Origin of the sequence: Paenibacillus sp. HGH0039, from assembly GCF_000411255.1 — a bacterium.
Classification (GTDB): Bacteria; Bacillota; Bacilli; order Paenibacillales; family NBRC-103111; genus Paenibacillus_F.
The window spans coordinates 2,242,266-2,260,063 of sequence record NZ_KE150412.1; the positions used below are offsets into that span (position 1 = coordinate 2,242,266).

A 17,798-nucleotide genomic window follows, 5' to 3' on the forward strand; every position below is an offset into this window, starting at 1 on the left:
TTATGACTCCTCCCGGTTAATCTTGCGGCGCAGCGCCTCAAGCTCCTTCTCTAAAGCCGGATTCGAGTTCTCGGAGCCGCCCTCCCGGGTTGTGCGGCGCAGGTCGCGAAGGACGTGTGCCTGCATCTCCATATCGGATACGTGCTCTTCCATCCGGTAAAACATGCGGGGCGACGAAGAACCGTCTCCGTAACCCAGGCGCGAGTTCAGCCGCTGCTGCAGCCTGGCCGACTCCATGCGGGCCATGTAGTAGCCCCGCTTGTCGAGCACTTCCTGGTAATCGGCGCGCATGGTCTGAAGCTCTTCTTCCAGCTCGGCGGCCGACTGTCCGGCCTGCTCGTAGAGGCCGCGGTACTGGTCGCTGCGCTCTTCGGCCTGAAGCTTCTCGTGAAGGATCAGGCGGGCCATGTTCTCTTCGCCCGCTTTCAGGGCGAGTGCGGCCTGCTGCTCGCGTTTCTCTTTCGTTTCCAGTGCACTTAAGTATTGTTGTCTCAGCGAGGAGGCATGCGCCGTACACTGCTGATACAAACGCTCGCTTTGCATGAGCTGTTCTCTCTTGGCGGAGAGATATTGGTCGATCAAGCGGATGGGATCTTCGCTTTCTTCCAGCCGCTCGTTCAGCGTTGCTACCGTTATATCACGAATTCGTTTCAGAATGCTCATTGTATTTACCACCTTCTTTTATCAGCGTCTTGGGCTTAGGAATTGGACGTGCCTTTCAGCATCGATACACCGAACGCGATCATGGCGACAGCGATCAGGATAATGAACAATGTCGTCATTTTGCCTAGAAGGGCGAAGATACCGAGGAGGGCGATTACCCAGCCCAGCTTGCTGCCTCTCTGAATCCCGAAGTAGCCGACCACGATCATGCCGATCGGAATCAAGTAACTCATAATCGGACCCAGGTGAATGCCCAGTTTGCCGAGAATCAGCCAGGCTCCGAATGCGATCAGCACGATCGCGAGGCCCATGTTAGGATTGCGTTTCATCTTTTTGCGTCACCGCCTTTCGTTGTCGTTGTCTTATGTCTTTATTCTAGTCGACAGCGGCATTCGCCAAAACGGACTCGCGGCGGTTTTTGGTCCTGGACCTAAGTCGGGGCCGATATCCGACCTCAGGATAACCGGGCTCCGGCCCGGGTCGTACGCATAAAAAACAGGCGGCAAGGAACACTAACCCAAATGATCCTGACAATGGAGACGGAGGTGTAGTGCCGTGAAACATTTTCAGCGTGCCGCCGCGGTTTTTCTGGCCTGCTGCACAGCCGTCTGCCTTCTGCCGCCGGGCCGGCAGACGGTGCCTGCGGCAGAAGCTTTGCTTGCCGCAGCGCCACCGCAGCACTCCGGGCAGCAAGCCGGAGCTGGAGCGGACGACGGACGGACGGTTTCCCCGGTAGAGACGCCCCGGGCGCTGCTGACGTTCTCCGTGCTGAGCGACATTCATATCGAGGCGCACGACAAACTGTCGCAGGATCTCCTGCGGACGGCTTTACTGGATCATGCGGCTCTAGCGCCGGACAGCGGCATGATGGTGCTGAACGGCGACCTGACCGACGGCAATCCGGCGGACTACAACGCGCTGGCAGCGGTGCTGAACGCCATGCCCCATCCGCCTCTTCATGCGACAATGGGCAATCACGAGTATTACCGGATGTGGCGTACGCCGTTCGGCTCTATCGATACGAGCCGGCTCAATCCGTTCTGGTCCACACGCGAGGCGGTCGGATTGTTCACGCGCTGCTTCGGCTACGAGAAGCCCTACCATGCGGCGGAGATGGCCGGATACACGTTCATTTTCCTCAGCGGAGAAGGCTATCGGGACGTCGTCAAAGATGCCCGGGAGGACGCTTACTTGTCGGCGGAGCAGATGAACTGGCTCGGCAGGCGCTTGTCCGAGGCTTCCCGAACGCACCCCGGCAGGCCGGTCTTCGTCTTCCTGCACCAGCCTCTTGTCCATACGCTGAAAGGCTCCGGGCAGGAGCGGGGCGTAACGGACTATAAGGCGTTCCGCCGCGTATTGACGGAGTATCCGCAGGCCGTTCTTTTCTCCGGCCACTCCCATTACGACTGGAGTCTTGGCGGTCAGGCAGTCCCCACCGGCTTTCTCTCCGTCGGATCCTCCTCCGTACGGAAAGTGCTTGATTTCCATCAAAAGCCGGTAAAACCGGCTAAGAGCGAGAGTCTTCTTGTCCAGGTATATCCGGACAAGCTGGTCATCCGAGTCCGGGAGCATTACAGCCGGTCGTGGATCGGTACCTACGTTCACGAGCTGCCCCCGTCCTGAGCTGCCATTTTAAGCTGACCTATATAATAAGAAAAGAGAGAAAACGGGACGGTCTCTTCGTTCCCCGGCTCGCCGCGGAGACTGCGACGGTTCGCCCCTTCCCTGATCACCCGCCGGTCCCTTCCAATTTGGCCTCCATCCCCCCTTCAAAGGCGCGATCCCTACCGGTTTGAAAAGCGGACGATCCGTGATATGATCGAATAAAATTCGAAGGTTTAGGGAGTTTACAACTACATGATTTACGATGTCATTATTATCGGCGGCGGTTCGGCGGGTCTTATGGCCGGCGTCGCCGCAAGCGCGGACGGAGCCAGCGTGCTTCTGTTGGACAAAGGCGACAAATTAGGCCGGAAGCTCGGAATTTCGGGCGGTGGACGCTGCAACGTCACAAATAATAAGGAAATGGACGAGCTCATCCGGCACATTCCCGGCAACGGCCGTTTTTTATACAGCGCCTTCTCTCATTTCAACAACCAGGATATTATCGCTTTCTTTGAAAATCTCGGCATCCGGCTGAAAGAGGAAGACAACGGGCGCATGTTCCCCGTTTCCGATAAAGCCAAAACCGTCGTAGATACGCTGATCCGCCAAGTGCGCGGCCAAGGCGTAACCATCCGGACCCACTGCTCCGTAGACCGCGTGCTTTACGAGAACGGGCGGACGACCGGCGTGCGGCTGCAAACCGGGGAAACGCTGCGCGGCAAATGCGTGATCGTCGCTTCCGGCGGCAAGTCCGTGCCTCACACGGGTTCGACGGGCGACGGCTACGCTTGGGCGCAGGCGGCCGGTCATACCATTACCGAGCTCTTTCCTACGGAAGTGCCGCTCACTTCGGCTGAGCCTTTCATCAAAAGCCGGGAGCTGCAGGGCTTGTCGCTGCGCAATGCGGCGCTTACCGTATGGAACGCCAAGGGCAAGAAGCTGATTACCCATCAAGGCGATATGATTTTTACGCATTTCGGGATCTCGGGCCCCATCTCGCTGCGCTGCAGCCAGTTCGTCGTCAAGGAACTCCGCAAGTCGCAGAAGGACAGCGTCGAGCTCACTATCGACCTGTTCCCCGACCGGAGTACGGAGGAAGTGTACGAACAGACGCTGGCGCTCGCCGCGGCCGAACCGAAACGGGCGATCAAGAACGTGCTGAAGGGCGCCGTCTCCGAGCGGCTCATTCCCCTGCTGCTCCAAAAAGCGGAGCTGGACGAGGCGCTCACCCACGCCAACCTGCCCAAGCAGAACTGGATGGAGTTGAGCAAGCTCCTGAAAGCTTTCCCTCTCCGCGTTAACGGAACCTTGTCGATCGAGGAAGCCTTCGTCACCGGCGGAGGCGTGAACTTGAAAGAAATCGATCCCAAAACGATGGAATCCAAGCTGACGGAGGGCCTGTTTTTTTGCGGCGAGGTTCTGGATATTCACGGGTATACGGGCGGCTACAACATTACGGCGGCTTTCGCCACGGGTTATACGGCGGGCAAGCATGCGGCTATGCGGGCGGAGGAAGTGACTGTTTAAGAGGCGGGACTGCGGCATAAGGAAAAAGGAATCGCCGTTAACCGGCTGCGATGCGGCACGAAAGGCGGAGAAAATCGGGCGTACGGTGCCGTTCCATTCGTCACCCATGGGTCTTTCGGGAATCGAGAAGGACTTCCGGCAGCTTATTCTCTTGCGGGCTGCCGATGGAAGCAGGGAGCTGTCTCCCTGTAAAGCCAGCCTTGTTTCCGCGCAAAGCGGGTGTTTCGAAGCCGCCCGCCAGGCCGGATGACATCGCACAGCCAAGCGCTGAACAAACGGGACACTACCGCCCCGTCTAAACCAAAAAGACCAACTCCTCCTTCCGGAGAGGCTGGTTTTTTTGTCGTTCGAGCGAAGTAGTTCAGGCTGCCGTGGATCGGCCGTGTTCCTGCCGGTATCCGCGGCAGTTGAACAACACATGATGACGGGACCATGCAGTGGACCCTCCTCATGGGGCGATCCGCCTCTGCTATGCGCCATGAACTCGCGGGGCGTCCGGCGGACAGCCGGGACCCGCAGGGCAGCCCCGTCTCATAAATGAATCCCGGCCGAGAACCGGTCCAGATCGTCGTCGGACGGGTCAAACTGCCGCTGCGGCTCCTCGTACGAGCCGTCGGCCCCCGCACCCGCTGCGTCGGTATAAGCGTCCGGAACGCTGCCGATTCCGTCCCCATTATGCACAGCAGCCAGGGTCCCTTCCGGCGCGTCCTCCTCCGGATCCTGGATCAAGTGAGCCGGGATCCGGATCGTGTCGAGATCGTACGCCGCCGCGTAAGCCTCCGGTTCGCTGTAACTGACCTCGGCGGCAGGCGGCGCGTCGATCAGCTCACCCGCGTGTGCCTGGGCGATCTGCATGGCGGAAGCAAGGTCCTGCCCTTCCACATGGATGTGCAGCGTAGACTTCCCTTCCGAAGCATTGACGCCCGGCCGGTAGCCCAGCTCAAACAACGTATCATAAGCAAGCCGCATATCCCGTTCCTGCGGAAATTCGAAAAATATCGGTGTGTCGCTCATAAGGCATCCTTTCCGGTGCTGTCAGATCCGCCGTGCGCTCTTCCTATCGAGCTTTCTACCCGGGACGCACGCTTGCCGGTCGCCCTTAGTGTTCGCCAAACCCTGGCGTTTAATACCAGATGGTCACCAGAAAAGCGGCCGCATACGCGGCGGGCACCGAAAGCACAAGAGCGGCGATCCCCAGCGGCAGCGAGATGCTGCCGCCCGCGACAAGCCCGATCAGCGCGAGTCCGGGAACGGCCAGAGCGAACGACGCTTTGCGGAGCGCCTCCTGCTTGCTGATTTCGCTCCACGCGAACATGCGGAAGAAAGAAGCGCCCAGCGTTTCCCGCGCGACCGACTTCATCCAGTAGGCCAGCACGAAAGCGGCGACGGCCCACAGGACGACGTGCATCGGACCGGGAAGCCGCCATGCGGCGAACGCGAGCACAGCCGTCAACTGGGCGTACAGCTTCCACTGGCCGGGCCGGCGGAGGACCGATTTGACGAGCGAATCGGCCAGAACCGCCGAAGCGCCCGTTCCGCGGACCACCCGCTGCGAGCGGCCCAGCACCAGCGGAGCCCGGAGCTGCCGCGGCTTCTTGCCCTCGACGATGCCGCGGAGCATCAGGGAGGCGAGCTTCAGCCTCGCCTCCCGCTCCCGCTGAACGTCGGGGTAGAACGCTCCCGCCGCCCGCAGACGGCGGCGGCTGAGCGGAACCGCGGCCGCAAGCAGGAGCGGCCCGGCGAGATAGCCCGCGGCAGCACCCGCCAGAATCAACTGGACACAGGCCCAGTAGATGAGAAAGCCTGCCGCGAACAGCACGATGGAAGCGGCCACGCGCTTCCATCCCGCCCAGGCGAGCGCCGCAAGCTGGCGCAGCAGGCCCAGGTTGACCTTGGCCGCGTAGACGGCCAGGAACAGGGCCGCAAGCTTCAGCGCGCCGCCCGATCCTTCCGCGCGCAGCAGGGGCAGCAGAGCGCCCGCCAGCAGGGCCGTCGTCAGCGCCTGAAGCGCAAGCGAGTACAGAAGCCCGCGGCGCTTGATCGCGGGCATCCAGCCTTCGCTGCGCACGAGGAAGAGCTGGTCCGCTTCCTCGATGAAGAAGCGGACGGTGCCGGACCAGGCGAACAGATACAAGAAAACGGCGACCAGCGATGCCGGGATATAGCCGAACCATTCGGGCGGCGTCCGCCACCACGCCGAATAATAAATGAAGGCGAAGATCAGGGCCGGAACGATTAGATACACGGCCACCGTCCAGTCTACCGCCGTACGCAGAATGCGGTACTGGTAGGTCCAGTCATCGAGCAGCCTTCGCTTGAATAATTTTGCCGGTGTCATGTTCATCTTCTCCCCTCCTCAGACCAGCGCATGGAAGCAGTCGAAGAGAGTGCCGTCCGGCAGTCCCGACTCCTGCCGCACTTCGTCCAGCGTCCCCTGCGCTACGATCCGCCCTTCGCTGAGCAGCAGGAAAGAGTCGCAGATGCGCTCCGCGGTATCGAGCACGTGGGTGCTCATCAGAATGCCCGCTCCCCTCTCCCGCTCCTTCCGCAGCAGCTCCAGGAAGTCCTTCGTCGCCCTCGGGTCCAGTCCGATGAACGGCTCGTCGACGATGTACAAGGAGGGCCGGTTAAGGAAGCCGATGATGAGCATCACCTTCTGCTGCATGCCTTTGGAGAAGGCCACCGGCAACCGGTGCCGGTCACCCGACAGCTTAAACTGGGCCAGCAGCGCCTCCGCCCGTTCCTCGAAGACCGGGCGCTCCAGCCCGTAGGCCGCCGCCGCAAGCTCCATGTGCTCCCACAGCGTAAGCTCCTCGTACAGCACCGGCTGCTCCGGCACATAAGCCACCGAAGCCCGTCCGTCGGCAAATTCAATGTTCCCCTCGACATCCTTCAGCAGGCCGAGCATGCTCTTGATGGTCGTGCTTTTGCCTGCGCCGTTGGGCCCGATCAGACCGATCAGCTGGCCCTCCAGGATACGGAAGTCAATATCCCGCAAAATCGCGCCGGAATCGCCGTATCCCGCCTTTTTTATATGAACCGTAGCTTTTTCCAAATAAATTCCTCCATTTCCGTGTCCAGCCTGCGTCTATCCCTTTTCAAACGGGGTATGCATATTCTATAGTAGAAGTATAGCAGAAATTTCTCCGGCTTCATGTTTTCGATTCTGAGTGTGAGGTGTCCGCGTATGCACAATCACAATTCCTCTGATATCGACAGCAACAAATCCGCCGCCATGTCCGCTTATCTGATTTTTTGTCTGCCGCTGATGGTTGCCAGGCATTCCAGATTCGCGATGTACCATGCGAACCAGGGGCTGCTGCTCCTGCTCTACGCGGTTTTCGCGCATCTGCTGCTCGGGCTGCTGCCGGGTGTGGAGAACCTGCTTATGCCTCCCCTGGACATCTCCGTCTTCGCGCTGGCTTTTATCGGGATCCGGAACGCTCATGACGGCAGAATGAGACCGCTGCCACTCATTGGGAAGCTTGTCCTCGTCCGGTAAACCCGGACTTACAAAAGAAGGCATGCGGCGCCGGAACCTGTAAAAAGGCGGATTCCCTTAGGAGTCCGCTTTTTTATTTGACCGTCTGTCAGTTCTTTCGTTTGTCCGACAATTGCGCCGATTGATTGACAACCCTTATCAGATGCGTGATAATATAGCAAAAAGTTGAGCCGGTATGCGGCTTTTGGAGGGTACCGAAATGAAACACGATCAGCATAAAATTCTCGATTGTACGATACGCGACGGAGGACTCGTCAACAATTGGGATTTTAGCGTGGAATTTGTTCAGGATATGTATCGCGGCTTAAACGCAGCCGGCGTTGAATATATGGAGATCGGTTACAAAAACTCGGCCAAGCTCCTGAAAAGCGACAATGCGGGCCCTTGGCGTTTTCTGAATGAGGATTTCCTGCGTGAGGTTATCCCTACCAAAAACGATACGAAGCTTTCCGCGCTCGTGGATATCGGCCGCGTCGACGAGAACGACATTCTCCCCCGCGAGCAGAGCCAACTGGATCTGATCCGCGTAGCTTCTTATATCAAAGATGTGGACAAGGGTCTGCAGCTGGTACAAAAGTTCCACGACATGGGTTACGAAACGACGCTGAACATCATGGCGCTCTCCCACGTGATGGAAAACGAACTCAACGAAGCGTTCGAGCTCATCAACAAAAGCCCGGTTGACGTGGTATACGTCGTCGATTCGTACGGCAGCATGAATCATAAGGATATCGACTATATGGTCAATAAATTCCAGCGTCTTCTCCCCGAGAAGAAACTGGGCCTTCATATGCATAACAATATGCAGCTCGCGTTCTCCAACACCGTAATCGGTGCCGAGAAAGGCGTCGAGTTCCTCGACACCTCCGTCTTCGGCATGGGCCGCGCGGCAGGCAACTGCACCACCGAGCTGCTCGTCAGCTACCTGAAAAACCCGCGTTACGATGTGCGTCCCGTCCTGGACCTGATCGAACGCCACATGGTCGCCATGCGCGAGAAAGTGGAGTGGGGCTACATCATTCCTTACATGGTCGCCGGAACGCTCAACGAACACCCGCGCGTAGCCATGGCTGTCCGCAACACTGCGGACAAGGACAAGTACGTCGAGTTCTACGACAAGCTGACGACGCCGGAAACTATCGCCAACAATTAATCACCTTAAAAGATCCTTTCCTCCGGGAAGGGATCTTTTTGCTTTTCCGTCTCCGGGAATTTTAAAATCCTTCTCTTTCCGTTAACTTTCGTTAATTTTCTTAAAAATTTCGGTTTGGTATAGTGGTCCATGGAAAAGAACGCCATCTTATTAACCACTGGAGTGAGACCATGTCTGCCAAAACCAAACACGATGCTTTTGAGGAGTTTTATACGAGGGCATCCAATCTCGGACCGGCTGCCGGCACGTTTTTCAACAATAAAGCTTATCTTTTTTACACGAACGGGAATTTGCTGGATCTCGTCTGTATGGAAACCTATCTCAATGATGATAAACAAGAAATGGTCAGAGTCGTTAAGAGCCCCAACAAGAAGAAAGGGCCGCTCGGTATCGAGTATTTGACCAAAGTGGCCTATGGGTGCGACGGGGTCAGCGGAGGCTGGATACCTGCTCTGGCGGCGTGCGCGCATGAAGGCGTCCTGTACCTGTTTTACGCGGATCAGAGGGGAGCGCTGCACCAAATGACCTCCCAGGACGGGATCGAATGGTCATCGGCTCTTACCTTAAGCGAGCGCATGCGCCTTCGGACGGACAGCCGGTTCGCAGCCGTGTCGGCCGGAACCCGCTTGTATCTCATCGGCTCCGGTGCGGACGGCAAGCTGGCGCTGAACTGGACGGATGACGGAGGGCAGACGTGGGAGCGGACTGAAGCCCGTGAACAGCGCCCCGCGAAAGACGGCAAGGCGGATGAAATCGGCATTGCGGACGTCACTCATACGGCGGCGTGCAGCTACCGGGACCCCGGCGGCGAAGTGCGGATCATGGTCGGCTACATTCAAAGAAGCCGGGATACGAAGTCGGTCATTCCCCGCAAAAAAGAAGCTTTAAAAACGTGGCTCCTGCACCACGAAGAGAATGCGCCGCCCCGGAAAGTAAATGAACCGCAGTCCATAGCGGAAGACGAAAACGTCAGCCACTTCGCGGTCGTTCCGGGATCAATCGAGAACGGCTGTACAGGCAGCGTCCTTCAGATGTTCGTCAGCGGCAAAATCGAGAAAGACATCAAAGCGAGGAGATACGAATACTCCGTCCCTTCGGGCCGCTGGTCGTCTCCCATTCCCCGGAACTGGGGGCATATGTCGACGCCTTCCGGGCACCATGTGGACGCTTTCCAGTTTTTCAAACCTACGGACGAGGGACATATCCAGTCGGAAATCTGGTTTACGCAGACATTCGACGGCTCCGGTAGGAAAAAACATCTCGGAATAGGCCGATACCGCTCCGACCGGCTTACCTTGACGGACACGCTTACGAACTGGGCCAACGATGACCATCTTACGTTTCTGGGCGTTGTGGAAAGCCCCCCTCCCCACGTGCTGAACGGTTCCGAACTTAAAGATTCCATCTGTTCCTTCCGGTTCAAGTGGTCGAAGGAGGAGCAGGCGGCGGTATCCGCGAAGTACAAATTCGGCGCTTCTCTCAACTTTAGCGGCAAAGTTCCGGTCGTAGGTCTCGGCGGCGAGCTGAAGATCGCTTATGAGCGGACGCGGTCCGTCACTTCCGAAATGAAGAGCATCAAGGAATTTTCGATTGAACTGTACCCCTCTGCCACCAAAAAAACGGCTGCGCATTTGTATATCCGTCCCAACATAACCAGGCTTACCTACAAACTGGCGGATTGGCAAAAGAATGACTTGGCCGTGCAGCTCAGTCTTTTCTCCGTATCGGATCTTAGCATCGAAGCCCGTAAAGGCAAATCCCTGAACACATTTCCGAAACAGCCCGATCCGAACCGCATCGAGAATTATGTGCAAAGGTTTACGGCGCTGCCCGATTATGCGGATAAACAGCTTTCGTTCAGTATGCCGGTGAATTGGTCGGAATCCATGAAAATCGAAGAAAATTTTATTAAAGTCAGCAAAACCATCACCTCCGTTTCCAACAGCGTATCCGTTGAATGCAAGCCTGCGGGCAAGGCGCCCGGCGATGTATTTTCGATCGGTGTAGGGTCCAGCTTCATGTACACGTATGAAGTGAACGTGTCCACCCAATTCTCATCTCAAATGGGCTGTACGGTCCGTTACCCGAATCCCCGTCCGGGCGAAACCGATGATATCAGCGAAGTGAAGCTGCTCATGTATGTGTTTTACCCCGATAAAAATAAAACGGACCGCTGCTACTGGATTCCGCAGGAAACGAAAAACCAGTATCCCTGGTGCGTGGCGTGGTCCGTGGATGAGTTGGTTAGGCAGGGCAGCGGCCAGTGAGACAGCCGGACTCCAAAGGCCTCCTTCCGTTTACAGCAGACAAATCATCACGATAATCGCAGACTGTCTTCTGATTTATGTTTTTGCTCATCTGATTCCCGGTGTGTACATCAAGGATTTTTTGTCCGCTCTCACTTTATCTGTCGCTCTGCACGTGATCGAATGGATACTTGCTGGCATAATAATTCTTTATAAAAAGAACAACAAGAAGAATTTAAACATGTAAAAAAGGATCAAGCTCCAATCCAAGGAGCTTGATCCTTTTTTATTTAGATGCACATAAAAACACCCGCTCAACGCATGGAAATCAGCTTGGCTGCACGCCCCTGCGCCGCCCGCAAACTTTGTCGAAATAAAAAGAATCCGAAATAAAATCTCGCCCGTTTATGGGCAGGTTATCACACCTTTTTCGCCTTATATCTCGGTTTTCCTCCCCTTGTTGAGTCCTTACGCACAGTTGACAAACCACAATATATTGAGGTAAATTCATATCTATCACCTACATATTCACTATATATAGACTATATATGGATTGGACAGGTTTCCCGCCTACCAGGCGGGAATCAAAAGGGAAGTCCGGTGAGAATCCGGCGCGGTCCCGCCACTGTCAACGGGGAGCGCCCTACCCATACCGCCACTGACGAATGCCGTCGGGAAGGCCGCGGAGGGGCGCAATGAACCTGGAGCCAGGAGACCTGCCTGTCTGAAAGACACCGCTGAACCTACGGGAGATAGGGAGGTGTCCGGACGTTTTTCACATACAGCCGCCTAGCCTGGCTGTCCCCCTCTTCCGCCTTCCGGCGGGGAGCCGGGCAGCCGGCTTGTACGCGCGGCTTCAGCCAGCCTTTTTGCAGAGCCGTCAGCGGCGCGCGAAAGGGCTGGAAGCTGACTGTGAATTTAGAGCCGCTCTTTGTCACACAAGGAGCGGCTTTCATCCGGGCGCGCCGACTACTTCCCGTGGTCGGCGCGCCCCGTATTTTTGAAAGAGTGGAAAGGAAGATGCTTCCATGCTGGTAGTGTACGATTCCCGTACGGGAAATGTTCAACGATTCATTAACAAGCTGAATTTGAAGGCCGTACGGATCGAAGAGGATTTGACGATCCAGGAGCCGTTCGTCCTTGTGACCTATACGACCGGATTCGGTCAAATTCCCGGCAAAGTGCTGGACTTTCTGAAACATCACTCTTCCCTTCTGCGCGGTGTAGCCGCAAGCGGCAACCAGAACTGGGGACAATCCTTTGCCCTGAGCGCCGACCGCATTTCATCGGCATACGGTGTTCCGGTGCTTGCCAAATTCGAACTTTCCGGCACGTCTAGCGACGTGGAACGATTCCATAAAGGGGTGCGCCATCTTGAAGCATATTGAACTGAACAACGAACTCATGATACCGGGGGAAGACGGGTTTTACCGTCTGGAGAAAGACCGCGAAGCGCTGGACGCCTTCCTTGAGGAAGTGCAGGGGCAGACCGTTCCTTTCGGCAGCATCAAAGAACGCTACGATTATCTGATCGGCGAAGATTTCTACGAGAACGTGTACGAACACTACACGCTGGAGCAGATCGAAGCCATCCACGAAACCATCCGCGAAAGCGGCTTTAAGTTCCAATCCTACATGGCCGCTTCGAAATTTTATAAAGATTACGCCCTGCGTACCAACGATAAAAAGCAAGTCCTCGAATCGTACGAGGACCGTGCCGCCATCGTCGCCCTTCACTTGGGTGAAGGCGACATCGGCAAAGCCCAGCGGATCGCCAAGGCGATCATCGAGCAGCGCGTCCAGCCGGCAACGCCGACGTTCCTGAACGCGGGACGCAGCCGCCGGGGCGAAATGGTCTCCTGCTTCCTGCTGGAGATGGACGACTCCCTGAACTCCATTCAGTACGTCATCGGCACCTGCATGCAGCTGTCCAAAATCGGCGGCGGCGTAGCCGTGAACATGTCCAAGCTGCGCGGACGCGGCGAACCGATCAAAGGCGTCGAAGGCGCCGCCAAGGGCATCATGCCCGTCATGAAGCTCCTTGAGGATGCCTTCTCCTATGCGGACCAGATGGGTCAGCGCCGGGGCTCCGGAGCCGTCTACTACTCCGTATTCGGCTGGGACATCATCGAATTCCTCGACTGCAAAAAAATCAACGCGGACGAGAAATCCCGCATCCAGACGCTTTCCATCGGCCTGATCGTGCCGCAGAAGTTTTACGAGCTGGCCGAGCAGAACAAGCCGCTGCACGTGTTCGCCCCGTTCTCCGTCTACAAGGAGTACGGCCGTCACCTCGACGATATGAATATCGACGACATGTACGAAGAGCTGCTCGCCAACCCGAACGTGAAGAAGAAAGTCGTCATGAGCGCCCGCGACATGCTGACCAAAATTGCCGTTATCCAGCTGGAATCCGGCTATCCTTACATCATGAACCGTTCCAACGCGAACCGCGGACATGCCCTGAAAGACATCGGCAAAGTGAAAATGTCCAACCTGTGCACGGAAATTTTCCAGCTCCAGGAGACGACGGAAATCGGCGATTACGGCCAAGGCGATATTATCCGCCGGGACATTTCCTGCAACCTCGCTTCGCTTAACATCGTGAACGTGATGGAAACGAAAAGCATCCGCGATTCCGTCCACAGCGGCATCGAAGCGCTGACTTCCGTCAGTGACAACACGACGGTCGCGAACGCGCCGGGCGTTGTGAAAGCGAACAAGGAGCTTCATTCCGTCGGACTTGGCGCGATGAACCTGCACGGCTATCTGTCGAAGAACCGGATCGCTTACGAAAGCCCGGAAGCGAAAGAGTTTGCGCGCGCCTTCTTCATGGCCATCAACTTCTACTCGCTGGAGAAGAGCATGGAAATCGCACGCGACCGCGGTATCACTTTCGCCGATTTCGAACGCTCCGAATACGCGAAAGGCACCTATTTCGCCAAGTACGAAGAAAAGGATTACCGTCCGGAATCCGATAAAGTCAAAGCTCTCTTCGAGGGCATGAATCTTCCTTCGCCGGAAGACTGGAAAGTCCTGAAAGAACAGGTCATGAAACACGGCCTGTACCATGCTTACCGCCTGGCCATCGCGCCGACGCAGAGCATCTCGTACGTTCAAAACGCCACTTCGAGCGTTATGCCGATCGTCGATCAGATCGAAACGCGCACGTATGCGAACTCGACGACCTACTATCCGATGCCTTACCTGTCCAAGGAAAACATGTTCTTCTACAAGTCGGCTTACCGGATGGACCCGTTCAAGATCATTGATCTTATCGCGGAAATCCAGGAACATGTGGATCAGGGGATTTCAACCGTACTGCACGTAAACAGCGACATCTCGACCCGCGAGCTGGCCCGCAACTACCTGTACGCCGCCAAAAAAGGCCTGAAATCACTCTACTATACCCGCACAAAGCGGCTGACCATGGAAGAATGCCTGAGCTGCTCCGTTTAAGAGAGGGCCGGGTTAAGAATAGATTAGTGTAAAAGAAAGCCGGCTGCGCGGAGCGTAAAAACGCTCCGCGCAGGCCGCAAATCATCCGTATGGCGCTATCCCTATAAGCAGCTTTATGCCGGGCCGGAATTGTCAGCCCCGTATAAAGCTGCCTATGGTTATGCACGGCAGCGACTGATGCCGCATTTGCAGCGCGCCCCATCCAAAGGAGAGAAAGCGATGAAAGCCGTCAATTGGAATAAACCCGACGACGATTACACCTGGTCGTTTTGGCAGCAGAACGTGATGCAGTTCTGGACCGAAGAAGAAATTCCCCTTTCCGACGATAAAATGGTCTGGATCGAGATGAGTCCGGACGAGCAGGACGTCTACAAGAAGGTTCTGGGCGGCCTGACGCTGCTGGACACCCTTCAAGGCGGAGTCGGCATGCCGAGACTCGTCGAGCACATGGACGGCCTCCAGCGCAAAGCGGTGCTGTCGTTTATGGGCATGATGGAGCAGATTCATGCGAAGTCCTACAGCAGCATTTTCACGACGCTGGCGAGCAACGAGGAGATCGACGGCATTTTCCGCTGGGTCGAAGAGAACGGACGCCTGCAGCAGAAAGCGGATCTCATCAACCGCTACTACAACAGCATCCAGTCCGACAAAGACCTGTACCTGGCGATGACGGCTTCCGTCTATCTCGAAAGCTACCTGTTCTACAGCGGCTTCTTCTACCCGCTCTATTTGGCGGGACAAGGCAAAATGACGAACAGCGGCGAGATCATCGACCTCATTCTGCGCGATGAAAGCATCCACGGCCTGTACGTCGGCACGCTGGCGCAGGAGCTGTTCGCGTCTCTGAGCGAAGCCGATCAGCAGGAAGCCGCCGAGGAGCAGATCAAGCTGCTTCTGGAGCTGTACGAGATCGAGAAGCTCTACACGGAAGAGCTGTACACTCCGCTCGGCCTGCAGGACGATGTGCTGCGTTACGTGCGCTACAACGCCAACAAAGCGCTGATGAATCTCGGACGCGATCCTTATTTCCCGGAAGAGCCGGTTCATCCGGTCGTTCTGAACGGAATCCGGACGCAGACGAAGCAGCATGACTTTTTCTCGAAAAAAGGCAACGGCTACGTCCGCGCCCTCCGCGTCGAACCGCTTAGCGACGACGATTTCAGCTTCGAAGGGCTGTAAGCCGCTCCGTCGGCGCCCGCTTTCTTCTCGGCCCGGAGGGACAGACCCGCAAGCGGCCGGGTACACGAAAAAGACGTACAAAATTGGAGACAATTTTGTACGTCTTTTTGCGTTCGGCTGCGGGGCCGCCGGGATGCGTGCGCTCGCCGTTCTCGGCGTACGGCTGCCTTCGCTCTAGGCGTGCGACCGTCCCCGTTCCAGCCGTGCTTTCGCCCATGCCAATGCTCCACCACATTTCCTGCCACTACTCGCATCAAGGCCGGCCATCCTCCCCGGTCAGAGGAACAGGCCCATCCCCGGAGCACCGGCCGGCCGCTCGTTAAATCCGTAGCGTTCATAGAAGCCTTGCTTCCCTTTGGCGCAGGCAAGCTGAACCCAGCGGATTCCTTTTGACTTGCAGTAGTCCAGAAGACGGTCCATGATTTTGCTGCCAAGTCCCTGGTTCCGGTAAGCCGGCAGCACCATCATTTCGCAGATGATACACTGAATAACCCCGTCCGAAACCATGCGGCCGGACGCTACCAGCCTGTCGCCCTTATAAACCGTAACGACGTACCAGCTGTTCCGGACCGCTTCGTGCAGCATGTCTTCCGTCCAGATTCTGTCCCCGTTCCATCCTGTCGATTGGAACAGCTCATAATAATCGGCTTTCGCCGGCAGATCCGTGCGGATCTTAAAGGTCATCGCTCTCGCCTCCGGTACGTGTATATACGCATTAGATTAATTATTCATTATAATGAATAATTATACAATGTCAACTTCCTGTTTCCCTACTTTTGAACACGACCTTCTACCCGCAAGCGGATGACCGCCGAATACAATCGGCCTCACCACGAGCACGCGGAAGACTGGTTACTCATGCTCGTTTTTTCGGCAAGCATCCTTTCAATGGATCTAAAAAAGAGACCGATCCCCAGGATCGGTCCCTCTTATTCATTCGCATAATAATAAAGTCCATATACATTCAGCTGCATAAACTTTCGAAATACGGGCCTTTTACGAGATAAACCCTCTATCCATCGCTTCGGCTTTGCGTACCAGCGCGAAGTATTTCAGTCTGGCTCCCTCCAGCGTGGTTTGAGCCTGCTGAAGTTTAAAGGAAAATTTATCGAAATCGTGCTTGGAGACAAATCCGTTCTCGTAACGGATTTTCATTTTGGCGACATCGGCCTGCGCGTCTTTCAGGTTGCGCTGCTCGTTCAGCACGGTCTGATAAGCGTTCTCGGCATCACTGTAGGTCGCGTAGATCTTTTTGACCAGCTCGGCTTTCGTCTGTTCCTGTTTCTGATAAGCGATTCCCGTGTTGACGCTCTGATACTGGCCGCCGTACGTATTCTTGGTCACGGTATTCTGCTGCTGCCAGATGGCTTCGTCGATGCCGTTGTGATCCATTTTCAGCTTAAAAGAATTGGCGAGCAGCGTTTCGGTATCTTTCTTCACAACCGGCTCCACGTTCGCGGATACGGCGGCCGGCTCTTCAAGCAGCAGATCCGGGGAATATTCCACGCCGATATCGAAGCACAGCTGTACGAGACCCAGGCGGTAATTGTTCTCCAGCGTCTGAATGTCGTCGCCGATTTTGTTCACCGCTTTGCGGGCGGTTTCCACGTCCTCGGGAGAAGCGAGACCCGCGTCGCTCAGCACCTGGGCGCGTTTCATCTCTTTCTCCGCCACGCCTTTGTACTCATGCATGAGGACGATTTGCTTCTTGGAACCGAGAAGCTGCACGTACTGCGCCGTCACCTGAAGCTTAATGCCCTCAATCGCTTCATCGGTCTGGAGCAGGTTGTTCCACATATCCGTGTCGAGCTGATGCGAGGTTGTTTTCATCTGTTCGCGCTGAGCCTGCAAAATCTGGTTAATTCCGTTAACCATCTGACCCTGGCCTTCGATGACTTTGTTCAGCACCGTGTTGGTTTCGACTACCGGACCGATCCAGAAGAAGCTGTCCGGAGTCGCTTTGGTCGGATCGATCTGGTACTTCTTCATCGCCTCGGGCGTCATGTAGTCCTGCGGGGAAGCCGGAAGCTTGTAGCCTTCGAAGCTGCCGCCGTACAGGTTGTCGCTCTGATCCTTGAGATCGCTGCTTTTATTGCCGAGCGCGGCTGTTTTCAGGTAGAGCAATTTCATATTGTAGGAGTTGTTTAGCGTACGTTCCAGCACGTTATCGAGGGTCAGCTTGCTGACTTTCTCCAGCGCGGGCAGGCGCACCTCGTCCTTATCGAGAGGTTTATCGGTTGTCGCGTGAAGTTGAACAAGGGTACCATCTTTGACTTCGTAGTAGGGCGAATGGGTATCCGCCGCCCATGCGGCAGGCATCATCCCGAATACAAAAGCGGACGCGGTCAGCGTAGCTATGATTTTTTTCATCGAAAATCCCTTCTTTTCCAAGGTATGATAAGAACTAAACGCAGGCTGAGGGACATGGGAACAAAAGCTTTGATGACTGAAACTATGTAAGCGG

At 56.2% G+C, this 17,798-nt stretch carries 15 protein-coding genes and 1 riboswitch; of the genes, 8 read left to right on the top strand and 7 right to left on the bottom strand.

Annotated features, from left to right (window positions below):
• Together HMPREF1207_RS09700 and HMPREF1207_RS09705 are read right to left on the bottom strand one after the other, a co-directional pair.
• On the bottom strand, positions 1 to 663 hold the full coding sequence (locus tag HMPREF1207_RS09700; protein ID WP_009676308.1) for a PspA/IM30 family protein: 663 nt from the start codon (positions 661 to 663) through the stop codon (positions 1 to 3).
• Between the two features lie 35 nt (positions 664 to 698).
• Positions 699 to 992: a LiaF transmembrane domain-containing protein gene (locus HMPREF1207_RS09705; protein ID WP_009676300.1), complete on the bottom strand. Its 294-nt coding sequence runs from the start codon at positions 990 to 992 to the stop codon at positions 699 to 701.
• Between the two features lie 226 nt (positions 993 to 1,218).
• Between HMPREF1207_RS09705 and HMPREF1207_RS09710 the strand changes: the two genes are divergently transcribed.
• Together HMPREF1207_RS09710 and HMPREF1207_RS09715 are read left to right on the top strand one after the other, a co-directional pair.
• Complete coding sequence (locus tag HMPREF1207_RS09710; protein ID WP_009676328.1) at positions 1,219 to 2,286, top strand: metallophosphoesterase family protein; 1,068 nt, start codon at positions 1,219 to 1,221, stop codon at positions 2,284 to 2,286.
• A 234-nt stretch (positions 2,287 to 2,520) separates the two neighbouring features.
• A complete protein-coding gene (locus tag HMPREF1207_RS09715) occupies positions 2,521 to 3,795 on the top strand; it encodes an NAD(P)/FAD-dependent oxidoreductase (protein WP_009676307.1) in 1,275 nt (424 codons plus the stop codon).
• 531 nt (positions 3,796 to 4,326) lie between these two features.
• On the opposite strand, the gene HMPREF1207_RS09720 is transcribed toward HMPREF1207_RS09715, so the two are convergent.
• From HMPREF1207_RS09720 to HMPREF1207_RS09730, 3 genes are all read right to left on the bottom strand, one after another.
• Positions 4,327 to 4,809: a hypothetical protein gene (locus HMPREF1207_RS09720; protein WP_009676339.1), complete on the bottom strand. Its 483-nt coding sequence runs from the start codon at positions 4,807 to 4,809 to the stop codon at positions 4,327 to 4,329.
• Between the two features lie 109 nt (positions 4,810 to 4,918).
• Positions 4,919 to 6,139 (bottom strand): ABC transporter permease, encoded by a 1,221-nt coding sequence (locus HMPREF1207_RS09725; protein WP_009676336.1) that lies wholly within the window; start codon positions 6,137 to 6,139, stop codon positions 4,919 to 4,921.
• Positions 6,140 to 6,151: 12 nt separating this feature from the next.
• On the bottom strand, positions 6,152 to 6,850 hold the full coding sequence (locus tag HMPREF1207_RS09730; RefSeq protein ID WP_009676324.1) for an ABC transporter ATP-binding protein: 699 nt from the start codon (positions 6,848 to 6,850) through the stop codon (positions 6,152 to 6,154).
• A 132-nt stretch (positions 6,851 to 6,982) separates the two neighbouring features.
• Between HMPREF1207_RS09730 and HMPREF1207_RS09735 the strand changes: the two genes are divergently transcribed.
• From HMPREF1207_RS09735 to nrdF, 6 genes are all read left to right on the top strand, one after another.
• Positions 6,983 to 7,297, top strand: coding sequence for a hypothetical protein (locus HMPREF1207_RS09735; RefSeq protein ID WP_009676312.1), 315 nt, complete (start codon positions 6,983 to 6,985; stop codon positions 7,295 to 7,297).
• Positions 7,298 to 7,496: 199 nt separating this feature from the next.
• Positions 7,497 to 8,450 (top strand): aldolase catalytic domain-containing protein, encoded by a 954-nt coding sequence (locus tag HMPREF1207_RS09740; RefSeq protein ID WP_009676343.1) that lies wholly within the window; start codon positions 7,497 to 7,499, stop codon positions 8,448 to 8,450.
• Between the two features lie 170 nt (positions 8,451 to 8,620).
• Positions 8,621 to 10,717: a hypothetical protein gene (locus HMPREF1207_RS09745; RefSeq protein WP_009676334.1), complete on the top strand. Its 2,097-nt coding sequence runs from the start codon at positions 8,621 to 8,623 to the stop codon at positions 10,715 to 10,717.
• Positions 10,718 to 11,238: 521 nt separating this feature from the next.
• Positions 11,239 to 11,434, top strand: a riboswitch (cobalamin riboswitch).
• A gap of 290 nt (positions 11,435 to 11,724) precedes the next feature.
• Positions 11,725 to 12,084 (top strand): class Ib ribonucleoside-diphosphate reductase assembly flavoprotein NrdI, encoded by a 360-nt coding sequence (gene nrdI, locus HMPREF1207_RS09760; RefSeq protein WP_009676335.1) that lies wholly within the window; start codon positions 11,725 to 11,727, stop codon positions 12,082 to 12,084.
• Positions 12,071 to 14,155, top strand: a complete 2,085-nt coding sequence (nrdE, locus tag HMPREF1207_RS09765; RefSeq protein WP_009676302.1) for a class 1b ribonucleoside-diphosphate reductase subunit alpha — start codon at positions 12,071 to 12,073, stop codon at positions 14,153 to 14,155. The genes nrdI and nrdE overlap by 14 nt, the downstream gene beginning before the upstream one ends.
• A 219-nt stretch (positions 14,156 to 14,374) precedes the next feature.
• Positions 14,375 to 15,334, top strand: a complete 960-nt coding sequence (gene nrdF / locus HMPREF1207_RS09770) for a class 1b ribonucleoside-diphosphate reductase subunit beta (protein WP_016423626.1) — start codon at positions 14,375 to 14,377, stop codon at positions 15,332 to 15,334.
• Between the two features lie 276 nt (positions 15,335 to 15,610).
• On the opposite strand, the gene HMPREF1207_RS09775 is transcribed toward nrdF, so the two are convergent.
• The gene (locus tag HMPREF1207_RS09775) at positions 15,611 to 16,018 is read right to left on the bottom strand and encodes a GNAT family N-acetyltransferase (protein WP_009676344.1); all 408 of its coding nucleotides are present in this window, start codon (positions 16,016 to 16,018) and stop codon (positions 15,611 to 15,613) included.
• Between the two features lie 312 nt (positions 16,019 to 16,330).
• Positions 16,331 to 17,704 (bottom strand): TolC family protein, encoded by a 1,374-nt coding sequence (locus tag HMPREF1207_RS09780; protein ID WP_009676350.1) that lies wholly within the window; start codon positions 17,702 to 17,704, stop codon positions 16,331 to 16,333.
• Between the last annotated feature and the right edge of the window lie 94 nt (positions 17,705 to 17,798).

What these genes read in the sequence shown, in the direction of transcription:
- HMPREF1207_RS09720 (WP_009676339.1), bottom strand. Translation starts at nt 4,809, where the DNA reads ATGAGCGACACACCGATATTTTTCGAATTTCCGCAGGAACGGGATATG.
- HMPREF1207_RS09700 (WP_009676308.1), bottom strand. Translation starts at nt 663, where the DNA reads ATGAGCATTCTGAAACGAATTCGTGATATAACGGTAGCAACGCTGAAC.
- HMPREF1207_RS09740 (WP_009676343.1), top strand. Translation starts at nt 7,497, where the DNA reads ATGAAACACGATCAGCATAAAATTCTCGATTGTACGATACGCGACGGA.
- HMPREF1207_RS09715 (WP_009676307.1), top strand. Translation starts at nt 2,521, where the DNA reads ATGATTTACGATGTCATTATTATCGGCGGCGGTTCGGCGGGTCTTATG.
- HMPREF1207_RS09780 (WP_009676350.1), bottom strand. Translation starts at nt 17,704, where the DNA reads ATGAAAAAAATCATAGCTACGCTGACCGCGTCCGCTTTTGTATTCGGG.
- HMPREF1207_RS09745 (WP_009676334.1), top strand. Translation starts at nt 8,621, where the DNA reads ATGTCTGCCAAAACCAAACACGATGCTTTTGAGGAGTTTTATACGAGG.
- nrdF (WP_016423626.1), top strand. Translation starts at nt 14,375, where the DNA reads ATGAAAGCCGTCAATTGGAATAAACCCGACGACGATTACACCTGGTCG.
- HMPREF1207_RS09775 (WP_009676344.1), bottom strand. Translation starts at nt 16,018, where the DNA reads ATGACCTTTAAGATCCGCACGGATCTGCCGGCGAAAGCCGATTATTAT.
- HMPREF1207_RS09735 (WP_009676312.1), top strand. Translation starts at nt 6,983, where the DNA reads ATGCACAATCACAATTCCTCTGATATCGACAGCAACAAATCCGCCGCC.
- HMPREF1207_RS09705 (WP_009676300.1), bottom strand. Translation starts at nt 992, where the DNA reads ATGAAACGCAATCCTAACATGGGCCTCGCGATCGTGCTGATCGCATTC.
- nrdI (WP_009676335.1), top strand. Translation starts at nt 11,725, where the DNA reads ATGCTGGTAGTGTACGATTCCCGTACGGGAAATGTTCAACGATTCATT.
- HMPREF1207_RS09725 (WP_009676336.1), bottom strand. Translation starts at nt 6,139, where the DNA reads ATGAACATGACACCGGCAAAATTATTCAAGCGAAGGCTGCTCGATGAC.